This window comes from Alteribacter lacisalsi, assembly GCF_003226345.1.
In the GTDB taxonomy this organism is placed as follows: domain Bacteria; phylum Bacillota; class Bacilli; order Bacillales; family Salisediminibacteriaceae; genus Alteribacter; species Alteribacter lacisalsi.
The window spans coordinates 386,572-411,779 of record NZ_PDOF01000001.1 but is presented as its reverse complement, the minus strand read 5'-3'; the positions used below and the strand labels follow the sequence as shown (position 1 = coordinate 411,779).

Annotated in this window: 27 protein-coding genes, 1 riboswitch and 1 other annotated feature; of the genes, 3 read left to right on the top strand and 24 right to left on the bottom strand. The window is 47.6% G+C overall.

The window, feature by feature from the left end:
* Window positions 1-10: 10 nt before the first annotated feature.
* The 4 genes from CR205_RS01890 to CR205_RS01875 all read right to left on the bottom strand — a co-directional run bounded on the left by CR205_RS01890 (window position 11) and on the right by CR205_RS01875 (window position 5,036).
* Window positions 11-1,570: an ABC transporter permease gene (locus CR205_RS01890; RefSeq protein ID WP_110516391.1), complete on the bottom strand. Its 1,560-nt coding sequence runs from the start codon at window positions 1,568-1,570 to the stop codon at window positions 11-13.
* 18 nt (window positions 1,571-1,588) lie between these two features.
* Window positions 1,589-2,512 carry a nickel ABC transporter permease gene (gene nikB / locus CR205_RS01885; protein ID WP_110516389.1) on the bottom strand — a complete coding sequence of 308 codons (924 nt, stop codon included), beginning with the start codon at window positions 2,510-2,512 and terminating at the stop codon, window positions 1,589-1,591.
* 242 nt (window positions 2,513-2,754) lie between these two features.
* Window positions 2,755-4,401: a glutathione ABC transporter substrate-binding protein gene (locus tag CR205_RS01880; protein ID WP_236634677.1), complete on the bottom strand. Its 1,647-nt coding sequence runs from the start codon at window positions 4,399-4,401 to the stop codon at window positions 2,755-2,757.
* Between the two features lie 365 nt (window positions 4,402-4,766).
* Window positions 4,767-5,036, bottom strand: coding sequence for a hypothetical protein (locus CR205_RS01875; RefSeq protein ID WP_110516387.1), 270 nt, complete (start codon window positions 5,034-5,036; stop codon window positions 4,767-4,769).
* A 107-nt stretch (window positions 5,037-5,143) separates the two neighbouring features.
* Here CR205_RS01875 and CR205_RS01870 point away from each other — a divergent pair, with 107 nt between their 5' ends.
* Window positions 5,144-6,457 carry an ATP-binding protein gene (locus CR205_RS01870; RefSeq protein ID WP_161524635.1) on the top strand — a complete coding sequence of 438 codons (1,314 nt, stop codon included), beginning with the start codon at window positions 5,144-5,146 and terminating at the stop codon, window positions 6,455-6,457.
* A 90-nt stretch (window positions 6,458-6,547) separates the two neighbouring features.
* Here the strand turns inward: CR205_RS01870 and CR205_RS01865 are convergent, their stop codons facing one another.
* From CR205_RS01865 to CR205_RS01855, 3 genes are all read right to left on the bottom strand, one after another.
* The gene (locus CR205_RS01865; RefSeq protein ID WP_110516382.1) at window positions 6,548-7,027 is read right to left on the bottom strand and encodes a thioredoxin family protein; all 480 of its coding nucleotides are present in this window, start codon (window positions 7,025-7,027) and stop codon (window positions 6,548-6,550) included.
* Between the two features lie 4 nt (window positions 7,028-7,031).
* Window positions 7,032-7,463, bottom strand: coding sequence for a disulfide oxidoreductase (locus CR205_RS01860; protein WP_268877392.1), 432 nt, complete (start codon window positions 7,461-7,463; stop codon window positions 7,032-7,034).
* A gap of 95 nt (window positions 7,464-7,558) precedes the next feature.
* The gene (locus CR205_RS01855) at window positions 7,559-9,169 is read right to left on the bottom strand and encodes a putative bifunctional diguanylate cyclase/phosphodiesterase (protein ID WP_110516380.1); all 1,611 of its coding nucleotides are present in this window, start codon (window positions 9,167-9,169) and stop codon (window positions 7,559-7,561) included.
* A 48-nt stretch (window positions 9,170-9,217) separates the two neighbouring features.
* A riboswitch (cyclic di-GMP riboswitch) is annotated at window positions 9,218-9,301 on the bottom strand.
* 174 nt (window positions 9,302-9,475) lie between these two features.
* On the opposite strand from CR205_RS01855, the gene CR205_RS01850 reads away from it, so the two are divergent.
* The gene (locus CR205_RS01850) at window positions 9,476-9,703 is read left to right on the top strand and encodes a KTSC domain-containing protein (RefSeq protein ID WP_110516378.1); all 228 of its coding nucleotides are present in this window, start codon (window positions 9,476-9,478) and stop codon (window positions 9,701-9,703) included.
* Between the two features lie 440 nt (window positions 9,704-10,143).
* Window positions 10,144-11,259 (top strand): alanine dehydrogenase, encoded by a 1,116-nt coding sequence (ald, locus tag CR205_RS01845; RefSeq protein WP_110516376.1) that lies wholly within the window; start codon window positions 10,144-10,146, stop codon window positions 11,257-11,259.
* A gap of 268 nt (window positions 11,260-11,527) precedes the next feature.
* Here ald and CR205_RS01840 read toward each other — a convergent pair whose 3' ends face one another.
* The 17 genes from CR205_RS01840 to CR205_RS01765 all read right to left on the bottom strand — a co-directional run bounded on the left by CR205_RS01840 (window position 11,528) and on the right by CR205_RS01765 (window position 25,061).
* Entirely contained in the window at window positions 11,528-12,352 is an 825-nt protein-coding gene (locus CR205_RS01840) for an HAD family hydrolase (RefSeq protein ID WP_110516374.1), read from the bottom strand.
* 297 nt (window positions 12,353-12,649) lie between these two features.
* Window positions 12,650-12,799, bottom strand: a complete 150-nt coding sequence (locus CR205_RS20145; RefSeq protein ID WP_161524634.1) for a hypothetical protein — start codon at window positions 12,797-12,799, stop codon at window positions 12,650-12,652.
* Between the two features lie 213 nt (window positions 12,800-13,012).
* Entirely contained in the window at window positions 13,013-13,372 is a 360-nt protein-coding gene (locus CR205_RS01835) for a DUF1516 family protein (protein ID WP_110516372.1), read from the bottom strand.
* Window positions 13,373-13,543: 171 nt separating this feature from the next.
* Window positions 13,544-14,278: a response regulator transcription factor gene (locus CR205_RS01830; protein ID WP_110516370.1), complete on the bottom strand. Its 735-nt coding sequence runs from the start codon at window positions 14,276-14,278 to the stop codon at window positions 13,544-13,546.
* A 51-nt stretch (window positions 14,279-14,329) separates the two neighbouring features.
* Complete coding sequence (gene phoU / locus CR205_RS01825) at window positions 14,330-14,989, bottom strand: phosphate signaling complex protein PhoU (protein WP_110516367.1); 660 nt, start codon at window positions 14,987-14,989, stop codon at window positions 14,330-14,332.
* 12 nt (window positions 14,990-15,001) lie between these two features.
* The gene (gene pstB / locus CR205_RS01820; protein ID WP_110516365.1) at window positions 15,002-15,829 is read right to left on the bottom strand and encodes a phosphate ABC transporter ATP-binding protein PstB; all 828 of its coding nucleotides are present in this window, start codon (window positions 15,827-15,829) and stop codon (window positions 15,002-15,004) included.
* 86 nt (window positions 15,830-15,915) lie between these two features.
* A complete protein-coding gene (gene pstA / locus CR205_RS01815; RefSeq protein ID WP_110516363.1) occupies window positions 15,916-16,770 on the bottom strand; it encodes a phosphate ABC transporter permease PstA in 855 nt (284 codons plus the stop codon).
* Window positions 16,763-17,857: a phosphate ABC transporter permease subunit PstC gene (pstC, locus tag CR205_RS01810; protein WP_236634676.1), complete on the bottom strand. Its 1,095-nt coding sequence runs from the start codon at window positions 17,855-17,857 to the stop codon at window positions 16,763-16,765. The genes pstA and pstC overlap by 8 nt, the downstream gene beginning before the upstream one ends.
* Window positions 17,858-17,932: 75 nt before the next feature.
* Window positions 17,933-18,913, bottom strand: a complete 981-nt coding sequence (locus CR205_RS01805) for a phosphate ABC transporter substrate-binding protein (protein ID WP_110516361.1) — start codon at window positions 18,911-18,913, stop codon at window positions 17,933-17,935.
* 265 nt (window positions 18,914-19,178) lie between these two features.
* A complete protein-coding gene (locus CR205_RS01800) occupies window positions 19,179-19,913 on the bottom strand; it encodes an MBL fold metallo-hydrolase (protein WP_110516359.1) in 735 nt (244 codons plus the stop codon).
* A 150-nt stretch (window positions 19,914-20,063) separates the two neighbouring features.
* Complete coding sequence (locus tag CR205_RS01795) at window positions 20,064-20,453, bottom strand: thiol-disulfide oxidoreductase DCC family protein (protein WP_110516358.1); 390 nt, start codon at window positions 20,451-20,453, stop codon at window positions 20,064-20,066.
* Between the two features lie 315 nt (window positions 20,454-20,768).
* The gene (rpmA, locus tag CR205_RS01790; RefSeq protein WP_110516356.1) at window positions 20,769-21,062 is read right to left on the bottom strand and encodes a 50S ribosomal protein L27; all 294 of its coding nucleotides are present in this window, start codon (window positions 21,060-21,062) and stop codon (window positions 20,769-20,771) included.
* A gap of 5 nt (window positions 21,063-21,067) precedes the next feature.
* A complete protein-coding gene (locus CR205_RS01785) occupies window positions 21,068-21,400 on the bottom strand; it encodes a ribosomal-processing cysteine protease Prp (RefSeq protein WP_110516354.1) in 333 nt (110 codons plus the stop codon).
* A 12-nt stretch (window positions 21,401-21,412) separates the two neighbouring features.
* Window positions 21,413-21,721 carry a 50S ribosomal protein L21 gene (gene rplU, locus CR205_RS01780; protein WP_110516353.1) on the bottom strand — a complete coding sequence of 103 codons (309 nt, stop codon included), beginning with the start codon at window positions 21,719-21,721 and terminating at the stop codon, window positions 21,413-21,415.
* Window positions 21,722-21,733: 12 nt separating this feature from the next.
* Window positions 21,734-21,826 (bottom strand) — a sequence feature (ribosomal protein L21 leader region).
* A gap of 54 nt (window positions 21,827-21,880) precedes the next feature.
* The gene (locus tag CR205_RS01775; RefSeq protein ID WP_161524633.1) at window positions 21,881-23,344 is read right to left on the bottom strand and encodes an Rne/Rng family ribonuclease; all 1,464 of its coding nucleotides are present in this window, start codon (window positions 23,342-23,344) and stop codon (window positions 21,881-21,883) included.
* 60 nt (window positions 23,345-23,404) lie between these two features.
* The gene (locus CR205_RS01770; RefSeq protein WP_110516351.1) at window positions 23,405-24,247 is read right to left on the bottom strand and encodes a M50 family metallopeptidase; all 843 of its coding nucleotides are present in this window, start codon (window positions 24,245-24,247) and stop codon (window positions 23,405-23,407) included.
* Window positions 24,240-25,061: a M23 family metallopeptidase gene (locus CR205_RS01765; RefSeq protein ID WP_161524632.1), complete on the bottom strand. Its 822-nt coding sequence runs from the start codon at window positions 25,059-25,061 to the stop codon at window positions 24,240-24,242. The genes CR205_RS01770 and CR205_RS01765 overlap by 8 nt, the downstream gene beginning before the upstream one ends.
* Between the last annotated feature and the right edge of the window lie 147 nt (window positions 25,062-25,208).

The window sequence follows — 25,208 nt, the reverse complement described above, 5'->3', positions numbered from 1 at the left end:
GTCATATCACCTATTCTTTCAGCTTAGGATCGAGTGCGTCCCGCAGCCCGTCTCCGAATATGTTAAAGCTGAGTACGGTAATCACAATCGCCAGTCCCGGAAAGAACGTGGCGTGAAACACCGTTCCACTGTTGTCCTTTGCCGCGCTCAGCATGGAACCCCACTCCGGTGCTGTAATATCGCCGCCGAGTCCGAGGAAGCTCAGTGCCGCCCCGATCAGAATCGCCACGCCGATCCGCATGGTCAGATACACGAGTACGACCGAAAGCGTTCCTGGGAAAATGTGTCTGAAAATGATCACCGGATCCTTAACTCCGATCGAGCGGGAAGCTTCGACGTATGTCATTTCTTTTAATGCGAGAGCGGAACCCCGGACGATCCGGATAAAGACCGGTACCGTAAAGACAGCTACCGCCATAATGATGTTGGTAATTCCGGCACCGAGAAAGGCGATAACGGCAATTGCCAGCAGAATTCCCGGAAACGCCAGCAGTACATCTGTCATCCGGGTTACGATACTGTCAACCCAGCGGCCGTAAAATCCTGCAAGAAGTCCAAGAAGCGTACCGGCAAAGGCTCCAATTGCCACGGATACAAAGCCGATTAAAAGAGTGTCCTGTGTTCCGTGAATCACGCGGCTTAAAATGTCCCGGTTCTGGTGATCGGTTCCGAACAGATGCATGGACGACGGAGGCTGATGCTTGTAAATGTCCGTCAACTCCACACTCGATTCACTCATATTCAGGTAGGCAAGAACCGGTTCAGCGGCTTCCCCGGCCTGAATGTGGACGACCGATTTTACCGGTCCGGTCTGCACGAGTACAGCCCCTTCTCCTTCACCGGTTACTGTAACAACGCCGTTCTCGTCCACCACTGCTACATCTTCATTCAAAGTTGCAAAGTGAAGACCTTCGACCGCTTCCGAATCACTGGCAGGGGCATTGAAGCCGCCTGTATCTTCTTCTTCCTCTGTTTCGTATAAACGGAGTGCAAGCTCATGGATCTCACCCCGGTCTGTCATTTCCGAGCCGTCTGTCAAAACGGCCATCACATCAATCTGAAATTCTTCTCCTTCATTCAGCACGCCATCCGGCTGCACAGGAACGAGCCTGGAAACAACCGGCTCCTTTCCTTCAAGGAGAGATTCACCCTCCACGACGACCTGAAATACACCACCGACATCACCGGTTTCCACTGTGGCATTCGTGAACCCTGATGTATTGGCATTCACGTTCACACCGCGCTGGCCCTGTCTGACAGAAGCCACACGCCGGTTGTCAGCTTCGGCCTGAATCTGGGTAAGTTCGCTGCCTTCCACGGTTGTCCCGTCACTCATCACCCCTTCAAGGATGACACTCGTATTTGTCAGCTGGTCCATATCGATTCCTTTTTCCGGATACTGTGACGTCACCGGTCTATGCGGGTCGTATGGCGCCATAAAAGAGCCGAACACCCCGACAAACATGATCGCTACTACGATGAAAAAAGCAACGACAGCCAGCTTCTGCTTGAGAAACTTCGATAAAAACGCCCTGAAAGGAGAATAAGGCTTCGCTTCATTCTGCTTCATTCGTCGATCTCCTTTCCGTCAATCATAGCGGATCTGCGGATTCAGGAATCCGTAGCTGATGTCCACGATGAGATTAATTATTAAGAACTGAAGTGAAAATAAGAGGATTAAAGCCTGAATAACCGGATAATCCCGCGATAATATGGAATCAATGAGGTAGGAGCCGAGTCCCGGCCAGGCAAATACCTGCTCAACGACTACAGCACCACCGATCAGAAAGCCGAACTGAAGACCAGCCATGGTCACGACCGGAATCAGGGCGTTTCTTAACACGTGACTCCAGATGACCACGCGTTCCTTCTGTCCTTTCGCCCGAGCGGTTCTTACGTAATCCTCCCTCATGACTTCAAGGACACTGGAGCGGGTGAAGCGCACAATCGTTGCCGCAACCCCGAACCCGAGGGTTATCGAAGGGAGAAGCAGATGAATCCATGTCCCGCTTCCACTGGTCGGGAACCAGCCAAGCTGGACCGCGAAAATCTGCATAAGCATAAGACCGAACCAGAATTCCGGAATACTGAGTGCCGAAATAGTGGAAATCATCCCGATGCGGTCCCAGATCGAATTCCGTTTCGTTGCCGACACAATACCTACTGTCACGCCAATCAAAATGGCCCAGAACATGCTCAGTACGGTCAGTATTGCTGTATAACCGAATCGCCGGACCACTTCCTCTGATACATCAGCCCGTGTCCGGTAAGACTGGCCAAAGTCCCCGTGAACGAGCATATCTACCATATAACGGCCGTACTGAACAGGAAGCGGATCGTTAAATCCTTCGCGTTCATAAAGCGTCTGATACGTCTCCTGGTCAATCTCCGCTCCGTACATAATCCGGATCGGATCGCCGGGTGTAAGATGAACAAATAAAAACGAAATAATCGTAATAATAAACAGGATGGGTACCATCCCGATCAATCGTCTAAGTACAAAATGAAGCACGCCATCACCTTCTTTCCTGCTGAATTGAATGGTCCTGAATACCGTTTAATTCTTAAAGAATAGTTGATTTGAGCGAATGCGCGACACTCCTGCGGGATCAGCACCAACGGAAGACTCCGCAGGTTGGTTTTCCCGAGGAGGCTGCAGTGGTGCCCGCGTAAAGGGAGCGAAATCCAGTAAACAGGTCGGGGCCCCCCTTATCTGAGGCCCCTTCCGTTTCAAAGTTTCAAAGCCCTGAAAATCTAGTGAATTTCAGCCAGGTTCAGGTTCACCGCGCCTGAAGGAAGGACATAAATACCATGAATGTTTGTTCCTTTTGCAATAAGTGCGTCAGGAATATGCAGGAACACCCATGGCGCATCGTCATAGATCATTTCCTGAATATCAGCATATACAGCCATCGCTTCGTCCTCATCAGGAGTGGAAAGGGCGTCATCAAACATGGCGTCAAGCTCTTCGTTAATATAAAACCCGGAGTTGTTAAAGTTCGGCGGGACCCGGTCGGAAGCAAAGTTTGGTCGCAGACCGTAGTCCGCTTCTCCTGTTCCAGGTGACCAGCGGCCAATCCAGAGATCCGTGTCTTCCCCTGCATCAAGCATGTCAAACAGAGTACCGGACTCGTAAGCTTCAACGGAGACATCAATATTAATTTCTGCCAGCTGAATTTCCACGTATTCGGCAACACTTACAAACTCTGTGCTGTTCCGCGTCCAGATCGTAGCCTCAAAGCCGTCTTCGAGCCCTGCTTCCGCCATCAGTTCACGGGCGTAGTCCAGATCATACTCATAAACGGACTGCCCTGCATAACCGTAAACCGGCGGGGCGATTGCAGAATCGGCAACCTGGCCGTATCCATCCAGCACCTGGGCGATCAGACCATCCTTATCAATTGCGTGGTTCATGGCTTTACGCACATTAATGTCGTCATAATTGTCGTTCTCAAAGTTCATTCCAACATAATACACGTCCGTACTCGATCCGGTATAGAGATCAAGGTCTTCCTCGTTCTCAAGTTCCGCTGCGTTCAATGTCGGTATTGGTGTAATTACGTCCACTTCCCCCGTCCGAAGCATATTCACCCGGGTGCTCGCTTCCTGAACAGGAAGGAATGTTATGCTGTCCACCCGCGCTTCTTCATCCGCATTCCAGTAGTCATCAAACTTTTCGACCACTACGTGTTCACTATCACGCCATTCCACAAACTGGAACGGGCCGGTTCCGACTGCACCCTCACGGTCAAGGTTGTAGTCCTCATCTTCAAGCTTTTTGCTGATTTCTTCGACGGATTTCATCGCTGCGGATGAATGAGCCATATAAGAAGCCATAGCTGAATTTGGCTCGTCTGATACAATCGTAACTTGATAATCGTCATCAACAGTTACGTCCTCGATAAATGAAAAGAAAGAAGACCGGGCAAGCCCATTATCTGTGTCACGGACAAAATCGAGATTTTCCTTTACCGTTTCGGCGTTAAATTCGGTTCCATCGTGGAACGTGACACCTTCACGGAGAGTAAAGGTAATCTCCGTTGCATCATCACTGAATTCATAATCCTCTGCCAGAACAGGTACGATTTCCATGTTTTCATCGAAACGCAGGAGTCCTTCCATCATGGTGCTTTGAATGGTGGCTGAGTTTCCGTCTGTTGTATTATGCGGATCCATCGATGTCGGTTCCGCTTCGATGCCAACTCTCAAATCTCCGCCTGTTTCAGTCTGAGCGGCTTCCTCTTCTCCTTCATCCTCTGCCTCATCCTGCTGTTCGGTTTCTCCGTTTTGCCCTGTGTCTTCACCACTGTCAGCCGGTTCATCCGATCCATCTCCACACGCAGAAAGCACAAGAATGGATGCCATCGCTGGAAGTACTAAATGCTTTTTCCATATTTTCACGTTTGTTCCCCCTCTAAATTTCATATTCACTCTTTATTCAATGCAAGGATGATGCCAAAAGTAGAAATTTTCCGAAAACACCCCTTCCTTCTGCTGATTCGGCTCTTTTCAGGAGTTTGAATCAGCTTCTTAACTCCTTAAATTTTCAGAATAATCAATCCAAATGGTTGTTATGGTTTATTTATTGGTTGATTATTATGATTATGCACACACCGTACTATATCGCGATAAAGTGAATAAATCAACAATAAATTTCATCTTTATACATTTGTTCAAAACAAAAAGCCCGTACATCAAATGATGACAGGGCTTCCTTTTAATTATTATGAATAAAGAGTAATAAACCTTTAACCAACCATTACCGATTACCTCATGGCAAAAAAGACAAAGATGAGGACTAACGTTACAACGCCGGTTCCGCTGAGAATCAAGTTGATTCGTTTACGGTCTTTAATAACTGATGCAAGCAGCCAGATAAAGCCGAAAATCAGACCAAAGAATAAGATGCCATCCACGATTGGATGAATAATTGTTCCCTGAACCGTCGTTTCCTGATAAATAGGAAAGTTTACCAGCAGTGCTGCTGCCCACAATACGACAAGAGAACCTGTTCCAATTAATAAGTATTTTACCATGACAATCACCTCTCACGTTTATTTACTGATTTTATTATGATTTTCATTGTCTTGCCGGGAACTAAACTTTACAATAAAGGAAACATATAGGAATGGGGGGTATCCGTATGACCCTTTTCAGAGACCTTATACATAACCTCTTTTACATTATCACACCTGTTTTTCTTTATTATACGTTCTGGTCCCGTTACACCCATGAGCGACGCCGCAGCCTGTACTTCCTGATCTTTTTTGCCCTCTGTGCTGCGTCGATGCTTTTATCCATGATGTTCCCCGTGGAGATCAGCGGATTCCAGTTCGACTTCCGCTACCTGGCTGTTATTTTCGCTCTGCTGTACGGAAGCTGGGTGCTTGCACTTGTCCTGTTTCTCGTCCAGGCCGGCTACAGACTGATCCTGATCGGCGCAAGCGATCCAGGGTTTTATCTTTTTTTCAGCGCACTTAGTTTTGCAGGATTTTACCTATTATCCCGTCATTACCAATCGTTCAATCTTCGCAAAAAAGCAGCCTGCTACCTTGCACTTCTGGCAGTCATTTGTTCCCTTTCCGCTGTTTTTTCCTTTTCTCGATTCACAGATAACAGACTCGACATGCTGACATACATGTCTCAGTTTTTCCTTCTGTATGCGATTGTTTCGCTCCTGCTGATTTATACCATTGAAAGAATGATTACAAACCAGCGCATGAAGGAGGATCTTCGAAAAAGTGAGCAGCTTCGGACTGTCAGTGAGCTTGCCGCATCCGTCGCCCATGAAGTACGGAATCCAATGACGGTGGCCAGAGGCTTTGTCCAGCTGATGCAATCAAGCAGCAGTCTTACCAATTCGGAAAAGAAATACCTGCAGCTCACCATATCCGAAATTGACCGTGCCCAGCATATTATAAGTGATTACCTGAACCTTGCAAAGCCAAAAGACCCCTCTTTTAAAACCATCAGTGTCTCTCATGCTCTCGATGAGGTCCGGCATACCATCCAGGCATATGCGCTGATGAATAATGTATCCGTCTTTCTCGACGTTCCCTCAGGCCTTAAAATCCGGGGAGAAGAAAAAGAGTTCATGCAGGTACTCCTGAATCTGTGCAAGAACGGAATCGAAGCGATGCCGGACGGAGGTAAACTTTTTCTTACAGCCGCTCTTGCAGGGAGTACTGTACGGATCGGCATAACCGACACGGGGACGGGCATGACAAACGAGCAAGTCCGGCAGCTTGGAAGGGCCTATTACACAACAAAGGACAAAGGGACAGGCCTTGGACTGATGGTTTCCTTTACAATCATTCGTTCCTGGGGAGGGCAGATCGATGTGAAAAGCGAGCCCGGTAACGGTACTGTGTTTACAATCATTCTTCCCGCAGAATCTGCAGATGAACCATTGCACCCCGATTACGAAAAGCAAACAGCTGAAACCGTAAAACAGTAAAAAAAGGTGGTCCGGTTCAATGTCCGGATCACCTCTTTGGTTTTAACTGGTCTGATATACTCTGCAAAAGCTGCAGCATGCGAATAGCTGTTAATTATCTTCCAGAACGACTTCATTAAAGAATTGACGGTACGTTTCTTCATCTGCTCCGCCTTCAATTCGGGCTTCCTCTTCACCGTTTTCGTAATGAACAACGGTCGGTGTACCTGTAATCTCGTGGTTATCCCATACATCAGGTTCGTATTCAAGAAGATTCAGCATATGAAGATCTACCCCTTCATCCTCCGCAGCCGGTACGAGGAATGGTGTCACCTCATTACAGATCTGACAGGCAGGGCTGAAGAAATAAACGGTGAAATCCTCGCCAGCATCTTTTTTCACATCCACTTCATCCGGAAGAATGATGTTTTCATACAGTGGATCATCCAGTGTATCAATCGTTTCCGGCTTAAGCCGGTCTTTCCCGTACGGGTTCCCTTCAGACTGCTGCTGGTTCTGCTGGGAAGTTACAAAAGCCAGTGCGGCAAAAATAACGGCAAGCACAAGCCCGAATATGATTATTTTCTTCATGATGTCACTCCTTCGTTTTCATGATCACATAAATCATGAGGATGGAGATCATTGAAAACGCGGTAAAGGCAAGAAACGGAATCGTGATAAAGCCGGCATAATTTATATACTGATGATTGCACGGAATGATCCCACAGACATCCGATGCCTCAGACAGCGCAGGAACCTTCTGAATAAGATAATGATATAGCGAGAAAAGGGCGCCAATAACACTGATCGGCAGTGTGTATACCGCCTGACGGGCATCTTTTTTCACTGTAGCAATGGCGAGGGTAACGGCCAGCGGATACATAAAGATTCTCTGCACCCAGCACAGCTCACACGGGATAAACATTCTGATTTCCGAAAAATACAGGGATCCCATCGTCGCTGTGACAGCTATGGCCCATGCTGCGAACATCGCATATTCGACTGCTTTCTCCGTTGTCGTTTTCAAGATCGATCGCTCCTATTTTACCATATGGATCTATCATAAACGATCGTCCTGCATCCGTACAGGAGGTTCACGATTTTGTAAAATATCCACAAACGCTATTTATCCAGGAAAAGCTGATTTCCTGCTGCATCTGCCTGAAGGAAAGGAATGACTTCTTCCGATGATAAAGGCCGGCAATATAGGAATCCCTGAATCTCATCACACTGGTTTTCCGACAGGAAATCAAGGGTTTCTCCTTTTTCCACCCCTTCTGCCACCACTTTCATATTCATGTTTCTTGCCAGATTAATAATGGTGGTCACGATTTTCTCGTCACTTTTATCTTCTTTCCTGCCCATATCACGAATGAAAGACTGATCTATCTTCACAGTATCAACCGGAAAATGCTTCAGATAGCTGAAGGAGGAATAGCCGGTTCCAAAATCATCTATTGAGATGTTGATTCCGTAAGCCTTCAGTTCCCTCAGCATGACCCGTGCTTCCGGAAGATGATAAAGGAGCTGATTTTCCGTAATTTCAAGAGTCAGCATGTCCGGAGCGATGCCGCTTTGCGCAACAATCTTTTTCACTTTCGAAGCAAAATCTTCATCTTCACACTGAACCGGAGACAGATTTACACTCATCCGGATGTGAAGGCCGCTTTCCCTCCATACTGCTGCCTGCCTGCACGCTTCTTTCAAAACCCAGTAACCTGCAGGGATAATCATCCGGCTTGCTTCGGCTACAGGAATGAATTCTCTTGGAGAAACCGCCCCGAGAACCTCATCCTCCCACCTCAGCAAAGCTTCAGCGCCTGAGACCGACCTGTCATGAAGGTTAACCTGCGGCTGATAAACAAGGGATAGTCTTTCCCTCTCAAGCGCCTTTTCAAAACGATTTTCAATCAGTTGCTTGCGATCGTTATCCCCAGTCCCGGCTCCCGAATAAAGGCGCGATTCATACAGACGGTTCATGTACTCTTCAAATGTATCTCTTTTGAACTGAGCCGGCTGCCAGGCAGCATGAAATTGAAGCCGGCTTCTCCTGCATGCTTTTTCAGCTTTCCACTGCAGGTCCTTTCTTTCCTCGCCGGTAAGGGAACCCTCACACAGCAAAGCGAACATGGAATCTGCCGGGTAGTAGGCACTCACCATCCCACTCTGAAGGCCTCTCAGTTCATCTGCCACGCACCGAATCCTTTCCTTATACCCCGACTCCCGTTCCTGTCTGTCATTTACGATTGTAAGACAAAGAACACCGCTTTTATTAGAGCGGTTATTTTCCGTAACGTATCGAAAGGCTTTCTCATTTGGCAGCTTCATATCCCTGTCCATCCAGGACGGATTTGGAGATATGTATTCTCCTTCGGGTTCTGCAGGTGTATAGACAAGAAAGCTGTATTCATCCTCATCTGAATAATCTTTAATCATTGGAATACGCGTACACGTAAACTGCTTCATAATTCCTTCTGCAGAAAGGAGACAGGCACTCCGTTCAAGCTCCGTTTCCCTGTTAAGACTTCCCCCCATCTCAAACGGCCGGTAGTCGCTCCCCTCAATCTGATGGGCATGAAAACCGGTATACCTGTAAAAGGAGGGGCTTGCAAACAGCACAGCATGGGTCACGTCTGTAAGCAGAAAAAGGGTCTGCTCATCCAGCGTCTGATTAAGCCGTTCAATAAAATAAGCAAAATTCTGTTTGTTCGGATCCTCAAAGGTACGAAACATATGTAGGACTCCTTCCGGAAAATTGCATCAAAAAACCAACCTTAATAAACAGCAGAAGGTCGGTTGCACTACAAGCTCCAGGTTACCCAAGTGCCCACATAAAGGTAACCATTCGTCGCTCCCTTATCTATTTATATTATTGTAAAGTTCAGTCAAGTCAAGAAGCAATAGGTCTAACATCGTTTACTCAGTCCCTATATATTTCTGAACTTTCTGATTTTTTGTGTCCGTTTTCTTTTCGAAATCCAGGGTAAACTGTTTACATAGAGGAATTTGCCATTCATAAAAAAAGGGAGTGGACAGACTATGGAAATGGAATTTACTGAGATTCACGAAGAAAAAATCAAATCTGTCGCATACGATGAAATTAACAAACACTTTCATGTAAAATTCCAGGACGGCAGCTACATCATTTATTATGAAATGAGAAAAGAAGACTATGTCGCCTTTCAGAGTTCGGGAAGGTACAGCGAATACCTTGAAGATAAAATCAAACCGGCCTATCCGAGTAAAATAATTAAAGAACCGTCATAATAAAGAAGGGCTGCTTCCTACAGCAGTCCTTTACTATTGCAAAGGCTCTGTTAAAGCATAATGTTGATATTTTTCTGTTGTTGTTTATTGAAGCGAGCGCGCGACACTCCTGCGGGAACAGCATATTCGTGAAGACCCCGCAGGAACGAGCGGTTTCTTCACGAATATGCTTCGAGTTGCTTCGACGCAGACGCTTCGAAGCTTACCTTGCAGAGGAAGAAGCACGTTTGTTTTTCACGAGGAGGCTGAAGCGGTGCCCGCGGAAAGGGAGCGCGGTGAGAGGAAATTAACAACAGACTTTAACAGAGCCATGGCAAAAGACGGAATCTTTTTTCTTTTTTTTGCCTGAAAAAAAGAGTGGTACTCATGTGACAGTTTCGTTAAAATTGAAGTTGGTAAGCACAACCAGTCAGACTGGGAATACATAAGGAGGTTTTATCATGAAGATCGGGGTACCACGTGAAATTAAAAACAATGAAAACCGCGTTGCGCTGACGCCTGCCGGAGTCCTTATTCTTAAACAGGAAGGGCACGACATTTTAGTCGAACATGACGCAGGAATTGGAAGCGGTTTCACAAGCGCTGACTATGCTGAAGCCGGCGCAACCATTCTGCACGATCCTGCCGATATCTGGGGACGGGCTGATATGGTGATGAAAGTAAAAGAACCACTCGAATCAGAGTACGGGTATTTTCGGGAAGGATTAATCCTCTTTACATATCTCCACCTGGCTGCAGTGCCTGAACTTGCGAGAGCACTCACCGAAAATAAAGTAACCGCAGTTGCTTATGAAACAGTGGAAGTAAACGGTGCCCTCCCGCTTCTTACTCCTATGAGTGAAGTGGCCGGCCGGATGGCAGCACAGATTGGCGCGCAGTTCCTTGAAAAACCAAAAGGCGGAAGCGGCGTTCTGTTATCTGGTGTTCCCGGTGTAAAACGCGGAAAAGTAACCGTCATTGGCGGCGGTGTGGTTGGTACAAATGCAGCGAAAATTGCCATGGGGCTCGGAGCAGACGTAACGATCATCGATCTCAGTCCTGAGCGTCTCCGCCAGCTTGATGATATTTTCGGAACAGAAATTAATACTCTCATGAGCAATCCGGTTACACTTGCCAACGCCGTGAAAGAATCAGACCTCGTCATTGGAGCTGTTCTCATTAAAGGAGCCAAAGCACCTCGACTCGTGACAGAAGATATGATCAAGGACATGCTGCCCGGGTCGGTAATTGTAGATGTAGCCATCGATCAGGGTGGTATTTTCGAAACCATCGACCGGATTACCACTCACGATGAGCCTACGTACACCAAGCACGGCGTTCTTCACTATGCAGTAGCAAACATGCCTGGTGCCGTACCGCGTACGTCCACGATCGCACTTACAAATGTGACTGTACCTTATGCTGTGCAGATTGCCAACAAAGGCATTCATAAAGCGATCGCTGATAACCCAGCTCTTGAGAGCGGTGTAAACACTGCTGGCGGGTATGTAACCTATGAAGCAGTCGCACGCGACCTCAACTACGACTACCATACTGTCTCTGCCGCATTGAAATAAACAAGACTGAAAAACTCCCTGCCAATGTGTGCGGGGAGTTTTTTGCAGCGCACATTGGTAGGGAAAATTTGTGATTACTTATCCTCCGCAGCTGACTGTGTCGAAGCAGACCGCAGCTAACTCATGATGTTAAGCTCTTTGCTAATCCCAATGTAGTTACCGCGTTTCGCACCATAATAAAGTAGTCTATAGCAACAATCTGTAAAAACACACCCTTCAGAAAAACCGCCTTCTGCAGCTTTTGCAGAGGACGGTCTCATTTAAACGGTTAAAATTTAAAGTTTTCCACCCAGTCAGTAATCCGGTTCACTTGAACAAGGTTGTTGTGATCTACCGGGTTTCCGTGTGCGGAAATGTATACGGCTTTCATTTCCTGAAGAAGGGCAGGTGCTATTTCGTTGATAAAGTTATCACCAACCGAAACTACGTCAGACGGTGCCACATTATACTCGTTTTTCAGTTCATTAAAATAGTGATCTGTCAGGCTCGGTTTTTTCGCTGATGTAATCACTTTCGGGAATACACCTTCAAGATCAAGCTCTTTAAACAGACGGCCCACGTCATCCGCATCACTGTTGGTCATGAGCACGATTTCCGTCTGATCTTTAAGGCGGAGAAGAAAGTCGCGAAGGCCTGGAATCGGATCGAGCTGAAATTCATCGGTTACCATGTATTCTTTCGTTTCCACATAGCGTTTATAGCAGTTTTCTACGCCATAGTGCTTTGCACAGGCAAACGGGAGCCACCAGCCGTCCCCAATGGCCACAATTTTCTCGAAATCAAATTCAATGTCCCGATCGTACACCTGCTCAACCTTTTCAGAAGTCCAGGCCGATCCGTCCCAATTGTGTGCTTCAACGACACGAAGCGTCATTGGATCAACCGTCAGAACAGCATCCTCTGCCACGTCATAAGCTTTACCAATCGCAAGGATGTGGTCAGCGTTTTTGGATTTCTCATAATCACGCCAGAAAGATTCGAGATTGTCCTCTTTTACATCCAGTGCCAGTCTTTTTGCATAATAATCAAAATGATCCGTTCCTTCATATAACGTGCCATCCAAATCAAAAATATAAAGCTTCTCTACACTCATGCCCGCACTTCCCTCCGCTGCTTATCGTAAAAAGTCTCTACTTAACAGAGTAATACTTTTTGAGATTTCGCGCAAGGTCCGACAATTTCTTTATATACCTGCAGGCTTAGTAGGAACGATGTCGAAAACATAGTCTGAATTCACTACCCGGAGCCGTCCCCAATTGGGTGCCAGATCTTTTTTACTTGAGATATTTCTGTCATTGCTCTCCACTCCTTGGTTTGAAATGGTCTGACTTGCCTGAAGTTCGGCCATAACTATTTTTTTCGCGATCGTTATTGTCTGATTTGCACAACTTTAAAGAATCCGGTACATTTCTGCCTGCCGGTTCCGCTGCTGATCCACTTGTCTGCATCGGCGCTGATAGGCACATTCCTTTTCAATATCACGTTCTGTGTACGGCTGTTTTTCAATGGATACTGTATAACGGAACAGCGTAAAGATCATGTTCATCCCTCCCTTCACCTCAACCAGACTATGAAAGGAAGATGAAACAGATACGGCATTTTCACTGTTTCTGGTAAGATCAGTGCAAAAGTCACCCGATTTTTACTTTCAGAAGAGGGAGAACAGTTCTTTCGTCACACGAAATTATTGTTTGAATAATCAGTTTAATCGGGTGTTTGATGGTAACAAAAAAGACCCCAATGAGGGGCCTGTTTACGTTACAAAGTATCCGAAGTAAATCACGATAATGGAGAGGATCGCAAATTGCGTCCAGAGTACCATCGGCTGTGAGCCTTGAAGTGTGCCTTTTTTGGTCCCGGTTGAGATTCTTTCCATCGTAAAAATGAGCAGAACAGCCAGAATACCTTTCACGACTGTAGCCCAGTAAGGGTTCATAATCAGAAGCGTACCGCCTGATACAAGTACAAATATGTAAAACAGGCGAAGTGTCATCTGAACAATTTTACCGCCTTTTGCCTTTCCTGATCTCAGAAGAATAATGGTTACGGCAAACAGGATCAGCATGACGAACCAGGCGAGTGTATGGGTATGAAGCATTGCAGTATAATTCATGTACGGTTTTCCTCCTTTTCATGTTGATTACTCTATGTAGTATATCGTTTTATACGGGCAGGGTAAAGAAAACCTTGGTTTCGTCAAGATATTGTCAAATCAAAAGCTGTTTTAGGAAAGATTGTTGTTTTAAGCCGAATCAAAAAGAAGAAACCAGCCTGAGGCTGATTTCTAGGATAGAACAGGTGTTTTTACATCGTTCATCATGTATCCGATATTTCTTACCGTCTTTATATAAATCGGATTCTTACGGTTTGATTCAATCTTCTGCCGGAGCCGGCTCACAAAAACATCGATTATCCGAACATCAAGGTCCACATCATCAACCGAGAGCTCATCAAGCAGTCTTTCCCGGGAGAGCGCTTTTCCTTTGTTTTTTGTCAGGTAAAAAAGCAGCTCAAACTCTTTCCTTGTCAGATCCACGTGTTCTCCGTTTTTGAAAACATGAAAATGATCCGGGTCGATTTTCAAATCTCCGATATTTATAATCCTTGAGACGGCTTCCCGGTCATCGGTCTGAGCCGTTTGGCAGCATTTTTTCCCTCTGCGAATTGTTGATTTCACGCGCGCCGTCAATTCCTTTATTCTGAGAGGCTTTGTTACATAGTCATCTGCTCCGAGTTCCAGACCGAGTACAGCGTCAAGCTCCTCGTTTTTTTCTGAAATCAGTATCAGAGGTGTCCAGTTGTCAATACCGAAACGAAGCTCCCGGCAAAGGTCAAGACCGCTGAATCCCGGCAGATCGAGCTCGGTAATAACCGCTGCCGGCTCGACAGCTGCAACCATTTTCAAAGCCTGTTTAGCGTCCGGAGTCGTATGGATTATGAACCCCGCTTTGCTGAAGTGATGATCCAGCACTCTAACAATCTCTTCATCCTGTTCTATAATGATAATCGCTTCACCCACAATGATCCCCCTTTATCCTCCCCCAGTAAATACATAACTTTATACGTGCAATCAGTTCAGATCAAACCGCTGCCCGTTCACTTCATAGATAATCCACTCAGCAATGTTTGTGGCGTAATCAGCGATACGCTCTATATAACGTGAAATGAACGCCATCTGAGTAATCTGCTGAATATCCTTTTTCTCGGAAACGGCAACATTAAAAATGGATTTTACAAACTCTCCGTATGCCCGGTCCACATCATCGTCAAAACCGGCAATCTGCTGGGCACGAAGAACGTTCCGCTCCTTATACGCGTGAAGCACTTCTTTGAGCATGTAATCGGCTTTGGCCGCCAGTTCGATCAGGGCACTTCTGTGTTCTTCCATCATTTCCGAGAGCCTGATGCGTTTTGCCGCCTTGGACATATCCACAGCAAGATCACCGACACGTTCCAGATCACTGGAGATTTTAAGCATGACGATAATCCGGCGGAGATCCGAAGCAACCGGCTGCTGTCTGGCAATCAGCAGGGTCGCTTCATCGTTAATGTCCTGTTCAAGCTCATTGACGGTTTGATCCTGTTCGATCATCTGTTCAAACCTTGAATAATTCCCGGTCTCGAAAGCTTCCATTGTCTCTGTAAGAGAATTCCTGACCATCGATCCGAGCAGCATAACCTCTATCTTTAATTCCTCAAGACTCGCAGCAAACGTTCCCCGAACTGCCATTGTGCCCCTCCTTTATCCGAAGCGGCCGGTAATGTAATCTTCGGTCCGCTTATCTGAAGGATTTGAAAAAATGGTGTCTGTTTCATCGTATTCAACCACTTCCCCATTCAGAAAGAAAGCCGTTTTGTCACTGATCCGCGCTGCCTGCTGCATGTTGTGGGTGACGATAACGATGGAATAATCTTTTTTGAGATCCTGAATCAGTTCCTCCACTTTAAGCGTGGATTTCGGATCAAGAGCTGATGTGGGTTCGTCCATGAGAATCACTTCAGGCTGAACAGCCATGCAGCGTGCGATGCAGAGACGCTGCTGCTGTCCCCCGGACAACCCGAGAGCTGATTCGCCGAGTCGGTCTTTTACCTCATCCCAGAGACCAGCGTTCCGAAGGCTTTTTTCAACCAGTTCCTTCAGCTGTGCCTTTTTACGGATCCCCTGAACCCGGGGGCCGAATGCCACGTTGTCATAAATGGATTTCGGGAACGGATTCGGCTTCTGAAACACCATCCCCACAGAAGAACGAAGTTCCACAAGGTTGACAGAAGGGTCAAAAATGTTAACCCCGTGATAATCGATTGAGCCGCTGATTTTTACGATTGGCACCAGCTCAACCATCCGGTTCAATGTTTTAAGAAACGTTGATTTCCCGCATCCTGACGGGCCGATAATCGCTGTTACACCGTTCTTTTTTATATCAAGATCAATGTTTTTAAGGGCCTGGTCGTTTCCGTACCAGAGGTTCAGTCCTTTAGCAGAGAAGATATTTTCTTCCTTATCCACCTCCGGCTGAACGATTGGACGCTTTTTTCTGTTTTCCTTTACTGCTGTTTCAAATGTTGCCATGTTACATCCCCTCCGAATGTATGTTTTTCAGCTTAACCGTGTATTGCCTCCAGGCTTGAGTCAGTGATCCTGTTCAGGTGAAGGTTTTACAGAGCTTCATTTTTCTTCCGGTAATAGTTTCGAAGTAATATCGCACTCAGATTTAACAGCACGACCATCATAATGAGCACCAGTGCAGTCCCATAGGCAATCGGCCGGACCGTTGCTGTCTGGGCATGCTGGGTAGCAAGAATGTAAAGATGATACGGCAGAGCCATAAAACTATCATTTAGACTTGTCGGCAGGTTTCTTGAAAAGTAGGCTGCCCCAGTCAGTATAATCGGTGCTGTTTCACCGGCAGCCCGGGCAAGACCGAGTATGGATCCTGTTGCCATACCAGGTACGGCTGTCGGAAGGACAAGCTGGCGGATCGTCTGCCATTTTGTAGCTCCGAGAGCCAGTCCTCCTTCACGGAATGAAGACGGCACGGCTTTCAAAGCCTCTTCTGAAGCTGTGATAATCCACGGCAGTACCATAATTGCCAGTGTAATCGCTGCAGTAATCAGGCCTACCCCCATCCGGAGCGTGGCTGCAAAAATAGCAAGCCCGAACAGTCCGTATACGATGGAAGGTACACCGGCCAGGTTACGGATGCTCATCCGAATTACTCTGACCACAGGTCCCTGCTTCGCGTATTCATTCAGGTAGATCGCGGCTCCAACCCCAACCGGCACTGAAATGAGTACGGTGAGAGAGGCCACATAAAATGTCCCTACAAGGGCCGGCATAATCCCGCCTTCTGTCATATTTCTCCTTGGTTCCTGAGTCAGAAACGCCCAGCTCAGGACATGGGCTCCTTCCCGGATAATTGAAATGAGCAGGAAGAGAAGCGCTGCAATTGTAAGTGCGGCGAAAGCTCCGCAAATGGTAAACCATACTTTCTGTGTCATCTGCTTACTCATTGGTCAGCTTCCTCCTTTGCCGTGAAATGAGCAGGTCTGCAATCAGATTAATAATAAAGGTGATCACAAACAGGATCAGTGCCAGAACGAACAGGGAACTGTAATGAAGACTGCCCCATGGCACATCGGAACCTTCAATAGCAATGTTTGCTGTCAGTGTACGAACAGACATAAGGAAGTTTGGCAATGCCACTCCGAAGAATTCCGAGATTGGCATGTTAAGGGAGTTACCAGCTGCCATCAGAACCGTCATCGTTTCTCCAACTGCACGTCCGAATCCAAGCATCACACCGGCTACGATGCCTGACTTTGCCGCAGGAAGGGTAACGATTTTAATCGTTTCCCAGCGCGAGGCACCCAGGGCATAGGCAGCTTCACGGTAATCTTTCGGAACACTCCTGAGTGAATCTTCCGCAATACTGATAATTGTCGGAAGCGCCATCACCGACAGAATCAGGGAGGCTGTAAGGGCTGTCCGCCCGTTCGAGAGATCAAATATATTGGCCACAATCGGTCCTAAAATAACAAGGGCAATGAATCCCAGAACAACAGACGGGAAAATAGCAAGCACTTCCACTACCGGCTTCAGGGTTTCCCTTACACGTTTAGGGGCAATTTCAGCGATAAAAATAGCGGTAAAGATGCCCCACGGAATGGCTATAATTAAAGCGCCAAGCGTCACCATAATAGAGCTGGTGATAAAAGGAAGCGCGCCAAACCCCGGTTCCCCTGATGATGGATTCCATCTCGTTTCTGTAATGTATGGCATAACTCCATTTTCCTGAATGGCAGGCCATCCCTCGCGAATCAGGAAATACAGAAGCAGAAGCAAAATAAAAACCGCAATCGAACCGAATACAAAGAACATTTTTTCAATCATATAATCAAAAATATTGGACTTAAATGATTTCTGAGTAAGTTTCTCTTTCGTTACTTTCTGCAGATTTTGTATCTCATCATTTTCATAGTGTTTTTCAGCCTGACTTGACACGTTTTCCCCTCCAGTCCCAATCCGGATTTTATATTGAGGAATTACCGGATCAGATTTCAGCGGCATCCCTGCCGCGGTCTTCATGTACTGTTTCATATCAATGTAATCCAAATAATAACGGAAGGAGAGGATATGAAATGATCATCCCCTCCCGCCGGCGTTACCTGTTAATTAATCAAGATCAATTCCGAGTTCTTCGAAGGTTTCTTCGTTCTGATCCATGTACTCGTCTCCGATTTGATAGAAACCAGTGTCATAGCGGAGTTCGTCTGCATCTTCATCGTAGATAACCCATTTCAGGTAGTCTTCCATGATCCCATCAGGTGTTCCATTGACGTAGAAGTACAGTGGACGGGCAATCGGATAAAGACCTTCATCAACATTCTCCTCTTCAAATGGAGACACATACTCACTGTCTTCATCGAGAGCTACGTTCACAGCGTCAATGCCCTCTACATAACCGATTCCAATATAACCAATCGCGCTCGCGTCCTGCTCAACCGCTTCACGGATGGCAGAAGATCCAGGAAGGAACTGGGCATCCGGTGCAAAGTCCTCTCCGTCCATTACGTTCTGGTTGAAATAAACATACGTACCGGAGTTTGATTGACGAGAAGCAACAGAAATCGTTCCGCCATCATCCCAGCCAACCTCTGACCAGTCCGTAATTTCACCTGTGAAAATATCCTTTATCTGAGCAAAAGTCAGCTCTTCAACCGGATTGTCGTTATGAATTGCAACTGCAAGTCCGTCCTGACCTACGATAAATTCATGAGGTTCAGCACCATTTGCTTCTGCTTCTTCGAATTCTTCCTCTGTCATTGCCCGTGAAGACTGCGCAATATCTATATCATTGTTAATCATTGCTGCAATACCGGTACCAGAACCGCCGCCGGTTACAGAAATATCACCTAACTCATTTATGTCCATGTAACCTTCAGCAAAAGCCTGGCCAAGGTTTACCATTGTGTCAGATCCGCGGATTTCCAGGAAGCCTTCAGGACGCTCGTCCCCGCTCTCCTCTGCTGACCCGTTTTCGTCAGAACCTGTGCTGCCGTTATCTCCGCTTGCCGTATCGTCTTCTCCTCCACCACAAGCTGCCGCAACTGCTACCAACCCTGCTGCTACAACTGATAAGCCAAACTTTTTCATGACAATTTCCTCCTCATATCGAGTGAATTCTCTTTTTATGTGACTCTCTCTCTCACACTTAGTAGTATAGAGTCGATATATTAAGGAGAAATAAACAGAGTGTTAATCAATTGTGAAGGTATTGTAAAGGTTTACTTTTCAGCTTGATCAGTGATTCATTCCGAATTATCAGTTATATTTAAATTCACAAGCGTTTTTCTCCAAAAAAAAGCACTTTCCTGACCGGGGAAATACCGGAAGGAAAGGTGCTTTTATGAAAACCTGTTTATAATTCGTATATATTCCCGGATGCAGCAAGCTCTGCCGGGCCGCCGAACTCTTTTTTGGCTTCTGTTACGAGGTCATCATGACGGCCAAAATGAGGAAGGTGGGTGAGAACAAGCTTTACAGCTCCGGATCTTTCAGCAAGCCGTCCTGCCTCGGTGCTGTTCATATGGCCAAAGTTCTTCGCTTCCTGCCCCTCATAAAAACTCGTTTCCGCGATTAGTAAATCCGTATCTCTGCTGAATGATTCAAGTGCGTCGATGTATGTTGTATCCGCAGTAAACACAAACGAACGCCCTTCTGCTTCCACTCGGACCGCGAAACATGGAACCGGATGGTCCGTCCGGCAGAAGGAAAACGTCATTTCCCCAAGGTGGAGAGATTCTTTATCGTTGTATGGAAGTCCCTGCGCTGCCCCTTCTTTGCTAAGAGTGGCGAATCCATCCGGGTCTTCCTGATGTCCGTACATAATCAGATGGTCGCTAGTCCGTTCAAGCCCCTTGTCCACAATCCGGCTGTACTGAAGCACCCCAAGGTCAGCCGTATGATCAGCGTGGTAATGAGTAAACACAACAGCGTCAATATCTTTCAGCTCCGTGTATTGCTGCAGCTGTGAAACCGCGCCGCTTCCACAGTCAATAACGACTTTCATTCCCTTATGCTCGATCAGATAACACGAAGTCGCTTCTCCTTTTTCAGGGTATGCGCCCCAGTAACCGACAACAGTGATCTTCATTTTGGCTGCCCCTTTCGGTTGAGTTGGTTTTCCCTCCCGCCAAATTGCCGGGGTAAATCCCATATGTCCTGAATGAATTCCCATATGCTCTAAATTAAATCCCATAAGTTCCTAGGTAACTCCCATATGTGCACCGTCCACCATCATCAGCTACAGAAATCTTTTCCTCACATCCGGGGAGGGGAGTGCGCAACTGTCTTTTTTCCCGAACCATCTGTAGCGGTTTTTGGCGATGATTCCGTATATCGCATTCCGAACCGGCGGAGGCACGACGATAAAGATGTACAGAATTTTCCACAGCCCATTCAGATGACGGCAGATTCGAAGTGCCGCCGATGACCGGAGATAGTACTTTCCACTATCGATCAGTACCATGCTGTCCGTCGATTCGGGAACGCCGTATTCCTGCAGAAGCTGACGCCCGGCGTCACTCTGGAGGGAAGCAAACTTGAACACGCCTTCAGGGTCCCGCTTAATAATAAACTGCACACTTTTATCGCAAAAGCTGCATTCGCCGTCAAAAAGGATCACTTTGCTCATCGCTGACCGCCTCCTTCTGTCTTTATTTTACCACTTTCGGGCGGACGAGGCGCAAGCGGGAGGCTGAGCGGATTTGGATTAGCTTATACTATGCGTTTTTCGCTCATAAAAAGATATTTTCGCTCATAAATTAAGATTTCCGCTTAAAAAAGGAAAATTCCGCTCATAAATTCAAATTTTCGCTTATAAGCCATGAGTCATCAGGCACAAGTTCAGTTATCATGTATAACTAGGACTTCTTCCCATAAAAGAAACCCCCTGCACTCAAAGATGAGCACAGGGGGTTGATCTTCTATGTTGTCCGGCGCAGGGAGCTTACGCTTCCTGAACTTCCGGGTATACGCTCACGCGCTTGCGGTCACGTCCTACACGTTCGAATTTAACAACGCCGTCAACTTTAGCGAAAAGCGTGTCGTCTCCGCCTTTACCTACGTTTACACCTGGGTAAATGCGAGTTCCGCGCTGACGCACAAGGATAGAGCCGCCTGTAACAGACTGACCGTCTCCACGCTTCGTACCGAGGCGTTTGGAGATCGAGTCACGACCGTTCTTCGTACTACCTACCCCTTTTTTCTGGGCGAAAAACTGAAGATCGAGTTTCAAAAACATATCTTTCACCTCCCGGATACCTGGATGTACTCTCCGTATTGTTCCTCCAGCATGGCAAACGATACGATGAGCCCTTCTAAGAGCAATTGTACTTTCTCAGCCGTACCGGCCTCTAAATCCTGAGGCACACGGCAGCGGAGAAAGCCGCCTTCGTCTCCCATTTCAACCGGGAGCTCGAGGCCGGTAAGCTCTGCAACCGCATTGATGGAGCCAAACGACAGAGCAGACGCTGCGGCACACACCAGGTCATGACCGTGGGGTCCCGATTCAGCATGTCCTTCCATCGTAAACGCCATCACATGCTTATTGTCATTTCGCTCAATCGTGACCTTAATCATAAAAGCCCCCGATTAAACGGTAATTGAATTGATTGTCACTTTTGTGTAAGGCTGACGGTGACCCTGCTTGCGACGGTAGTTCTTACGCTTTTTCATCTTATACACGATGGTCTTCTTGCCTTTACCGTGTTTTTCGACTTTAGCAGTAACACTCGCTCCGTCTACCAGTGGAGAACCTACTTTCGTTTCGTCTCCGCCGACAAGGATTACGCGGTCAAAAGTAACCGTGTCACCTTCAACAGCATCAAGCTTTTCGATGAAGATCTCCTGACCTTCCTCAACTTTAACCTGCTTGCCGCCTGTTTCAATAATTGCGTACATATGCGCACCTCCTTAAATACTCAGACTCGCCATCACAGGTGCTTTCCATTCTCTGTATAAGAGGCTGGCAGCTTAAAAACCTGATCTGCGCGGTTGCAGTTCTTTGGGCGCAGCCAAACAACTAACAAGAGATATCATACCATACGCGAAAAACCAGTGTCAACGGCCAGTTGACCGGCGCCAGAAACCTTCCACCTCCGCACGGTCCCCCGTCAGACGGAGCGAATAGCCCTCCCCTTCTTCCCCCCGGAAAAAGAAAACAAGCTTGCCTGTCCGCTTCTCGAGATCACCCTGATTGGAACCGGACTCCAGATACGATGCCAGAGACGCATTCGCGCTGATGCAGACCGCTTCGGTGTCTGACGGAAGTGCCAGCAGCTCTCGCTCAAGGGCTGCCGCCAGACTTTCTCTGGAGCGGACCTGACCGGTTCCACTGCACACAGCACAAGATTCAAGCATCCGGTCCGCCACAGACGAACGGGCTTTTTTCCTGGTCATTTCCACCAGACCCAGGCTTGTGAATCCGGCGACACTCGTCTTCGTCCGGTCTTTTTTCAGGGCGTCGTTCAGTGCACGCAGGACTGCTGCCCTCCCCGCGTCATCCTCCATATCGATAAAATCGATCATGACGATGCCGCCAAGATCTCTAAGGCGGAGCTCTTCTGCCACCGCTGCGGCAGCCTCCAGGTTCACTTTTACTGCTGTATCGGCCAGATCTTTTTTTCCGGTGAACTTTCCTGAATTCACATCGATCACGGTCATCGCTTCGGTTTCCTCGATCACCAGGAATCCGCCGCTCTTCAGCCATGCCCGTTTCTCCAGCACCCGCTCCAGCTTTTTCTCAAGATCATATGCCGTAAACAGACCCTCTCGGCCAGTGTGATGACGAACGGCGGCCTGCACAGACGGGTTCATCCCGAGCCAGCGTTTTAAAAATGCCGCATCCTTCTGGTTATCACAGACGATTTCCGTTCCCGGATTGTGGGCATAATCCCGGGCTGCCTGAAGAACGAGCGACCCTCCGGCAAATACAAGCGAGGGGGCTTTCTGTTCTGCCGCCTCGGTCAGACAGTCGTCAAACAGTCCTCTTAAGACGTTCAACTCCCGGACAATCTGGGATTTTTCCAGTTCCTTTGCTGCCGTACGAATGATAAGGCCTTCCAGGCCGCGCACCGTTTCCCTGGCAAACTCGCGCCACTCGCTGCGTAGGGTATCATCTCCCAGGCGCTTCGAGACAGCAACGTAGTCAGAATAAGGCAAATAGACAATCGTCTGGCCCGGCAGCTGAATGAATTCTGTGAGCCGAGGTCCCTTTGTACTCATTTCCTCTTTTACGATCTGCACCAGTACGGTCTGACCTTCCTTGAGGCAAGAAGTGAGCGGGCGTTTCCCTCCTTCTGTGGCGCGTACTTCCTTCGTATGTAAATAGCCGTCCTTCCCTGTACCGAGATGAATAAATGCCGCTTCCATTCCAGGGAGAACCTTCGTCACTTTTCCGCTGTAAATGTCGCCCACTCTTGCTCCTTGTGACCGAGGCTCGAGCAGCCACTCTGTGACCCGGCCATTCTGAAGTACCGCTCCTCTTTTTTCGTCTGTATTGGTGTTCAGTACTATTTCGTACACCGGCTTTCGCTCCGTTTCTTCTTTATGCTGGTTCGTATTATACACGAAAAGCCCTGACGGCTACAGAAACAGAGAGCCTACAGGGCACATTCTTTTATCTTTATGAAAAAAAGCATCAACTACAGTCTGTTCCTCCGCCGCATCTCCCGAATCCTTTTTTATGATCACATGCCGGCAGTCCCGGCGAAACTGCCTGATCACGTCTGCTACCTGTTCATTGCCGCTGACAAACACAGGTCTCAGCTTTTCAGGTACACCTGTCTTTTTATCCCGCCGTTCGATCAGAAAACGCATGAAGATAAAATGCCGCTGCCGCCATTCAAGATAATGGTGAATGGCGAGAAAAGCAAGTACTACAATCAGATTTAAATGAAACGGCAGAAGTGCTAATGCTGTGACTGAAAGGGCGGCCAGAACGGCGAGTGAAAAATAAAAGGAGACGGTCATCGCCTGCCTGTAGGGCATCAGCGCGCTCTGCAGAACAAAAACCAGCTTTCCTCCATCAAGAGGCTTAACCGGAAGCAGATTAAACAGAAGTATGGTGAGGTTATGAAAAAGAAAGACTTGGTGGTCCGCCGCACTCCACCAGGACATTGGAAGAAGGAAAAAACTAAGGCCCATCAGCCAGAGATGCTGGATGGGACCCGCCAGTACTACAAGAAGTTCTTCTTTTACCGGCCGGTTTCCGTACTCCTCGGTTTCGGCCACACCGCCAAAGGGAAGGAGCTCCACTTTCGTAAGCCGCCAGCCGAATTTTCTGGCCATGACCGCATGACCCATTTCATGTATGAAAACAATGGAGAAAAGCATGGCAACTTCTTTAAAATACCCAGTTACGATCCCTGTTCCGAGCACAAGCCAGAACAGGGGGTGGACTTTAACAAGTCGAAGGAGACTAATCAAGCGGAATCACATCAATCGGGTCGACAAATGTTTCCCCTTCCTTAAGAGCAAAGTAATAAACGCCGATCGCTTCATTGTCACGGGCAGGGGAGACGTACCCAACCAGATCACCTGCCTCTACGTGGTCATAAAGGTTCACCTGAATGTTATCAAGCATTCCGTACCACGATTCTCCTCCATCGTAGTGGCTGATTACAACGGTTTTTCCCCATTCCTGCTCTTCGTCCTCTCCTACAAAACGAATGACACCGCTTTTGACTGCCTCGACAGTTTCATCCAGGTCGGTTTCCACGTATATTCCCCGGCCGTTCTGAGAGAAAGACTGGGCAATCGTCCCTGTTGCCGGAAGAGCAGAAGCATATTCCAGTTCACTTCCTTCAGGCTCCGGTGCCACTTCCATACTCGGGGGCAACAGTGCAAGCGGCCGTCCAAACTGGTCTTCGTACCAGCCGGCAACCGCGGTAAACTCGAACTCATGGTTAAACGAGTTGTAAACAAACTGCCGGGCCTGGTCGAACTGCCCCGCAGGCATACTGAACAGAATCGCCGTCACAAGCAGAAGACAGACGCTGGCAAGCACCTGAAACATAATCCGCTCTTTTTTAATGAGAGGTTCAGGATTGCCTTCCTCATCCATCCTCCGAACTTTCGGGCGGTAAAAGTCCGTTTCTTCCCGAGCCTCATCATGGCTCGACTGAACCCAGGGAACCGTCGCCCTGTCCCGTCTTTTCTCCCCTTCTCTTACCCGTCCGGGCTGGCGCTGCTTTCTTTTTTCGTCCATCATTCGTTTTATTTTATCGATTCGTTTTGCCATATCTCCCCCGCCTGTCTGTATAAAAATTGCAGTCATACAGGTTGTCTGCACTCGCTACACTATATGTCCTGTCCACTCTATTTATGCAGAGCTCCAGGGCCTGGGGAGGAGTTCAGGGAGACGTTTATTTGTTCCGCGTGCATGACC

Bases quoted from the DNA above. Each gene is read 5' to 3' on its own strand.
- CR205_RS01890 (WP_110516391.1), bottom strand. From the start codon at position 1,570: ATGAAGCAGAATGAAGCGAAGCCTTATTCTCCTTTCAGGGCGTTTTTA.
- CR205_RS01875 (WP_110516387.1), bottom strand. From the start codon at position 5,036: ATGGTAAAATACTTATTAATTGGAACAGGTTCTCTTGTCGTATTGTGG.
- CR205_RS01870 (WP_161524635.1), top strand. From the start codon at position 5,144: ATGACCCTTTTCAGAGACCTTATACATAACCTCTTTTACATTATCACA.
- CR205_RS01865 (WP_110516382.1), bottom strand. From the start codon at position 7,027: ATGAAGAAAATAATCATATTCGGGCTTGTGCTTGCCGTTATTTTTGCC.
- CR205_RS01855 (WP_110516380.1), bottom strand. From the start codon at position 9,169: ATGTTTCGTACCTTTGAGGATCCGAACAAACAGAATTTTGCTTATTTT.
- CR205_RS01850 (WP_110516378.1), top strand. From the start codon at position 9,476: ATGGAAATGGAATTTACTGAGATTCACGAAGAAAAAATCAAATCTGTC.
- ald (WP_110516376.1), top strand. From the start codon at position 10,144: ATGAAGATCGGGGTACCACGTGAAATTAAAAACAATGAAAACCGCGTT.
- CR205_RS01840 (WP_110516374.1), bottom strand. From the start codon at position 12,352: ATGAGTGTAGAGAAGCTTTATATTTTTGATTTGGATGGCACGTTATAT.
- CR205_RS20145 (WP_161524634.1), bottom strand. From the start codon at position 12,799: ATGATCTTTACGCTGTTCCGTTATACAGTATCCATTGAAAAACAGCCG.
- CR205_RS01835 (WP_110516372.1), bottom strand. From the start codon at position 13,372: ATGAATTATACTGCAATGCTTCATACCCATACACTCGCCTGGTTCGTC.
- phoU (WP_110516367.1), bottom strand. From the start codon at position 14,989: ATGGCAGTTCGGGGAACGTTTGCTGCGAGTCTTGAGGAATTAAAGATA.
- pstB (WP_110516365.1), bottom strand. From the start codon at position 15,829: ATGGCAACATTTGAAACAGCAGTAAAGGAAAACAGAAAAAAGCGTCCA.
- pstA (WP_110516363.1), bottom strand. From the start codon at position 16,770: ATGAGTAAGCAGATGACACAGAAAGTATGGTTTACCATTTGCGGAGCT.
- pstC (WP_236634676.1), bottom strand. From the start codon at position 17,857: ATGAAACAGTACATGAAGACCGCGGCAGGGATGCCGCTGAAATCTGAT.
- CR205_RS01805 (WP_110516361.1), bottom strand. From the start codon at position 18,913: ATGAAAAAGTTTGGCTTATCAGTTGTAGCAGCAGGGTTGGTAGCAGTT.
- CR205_RS01800 (WP_110516359.1), bottom strand. From the start codon at position 19,913: ATGAAGATCACTGTTGTCGGTTACTGGGGCGCATACCCTGAAAAAGGA.
- CR205_RS01795 (WP_110516358.1), bottom strand. From the start codon at position 20,453: ATGAGCAAAGTGATCCTTTTTGACGGCGAATGCAGCTTTTGCGATAAA.
- rpmA (WP_110516356.1), bottom strand. From the start codon at position 21,062: ATGTTTTTGAAACTCGATCTTCAGTTTTTCGCCCAGAAAAAAGGGGTA.
- CR205_RS01785 (WP_110516354.1), bottom strand. From the start codon at position 21,400: ATGATTAAGGTCACGATTGAGCGAAATGACAATAAGCATGTGATGGCG.
- rplU (WP_110516353.1), bottom strand. From the start codon at position 21,721: ATGTACGCAATTATTGAAACAGGCGGCAAGCAGGTTAAAGTTGAGGAA.
- CR205_RS01765 (WP_161524632.1), bottom strand. From the start codon at position 25,061: ATGGCAAAACGAATCGATAAAATAAAACGAATGATGGACGAAAAAAGA.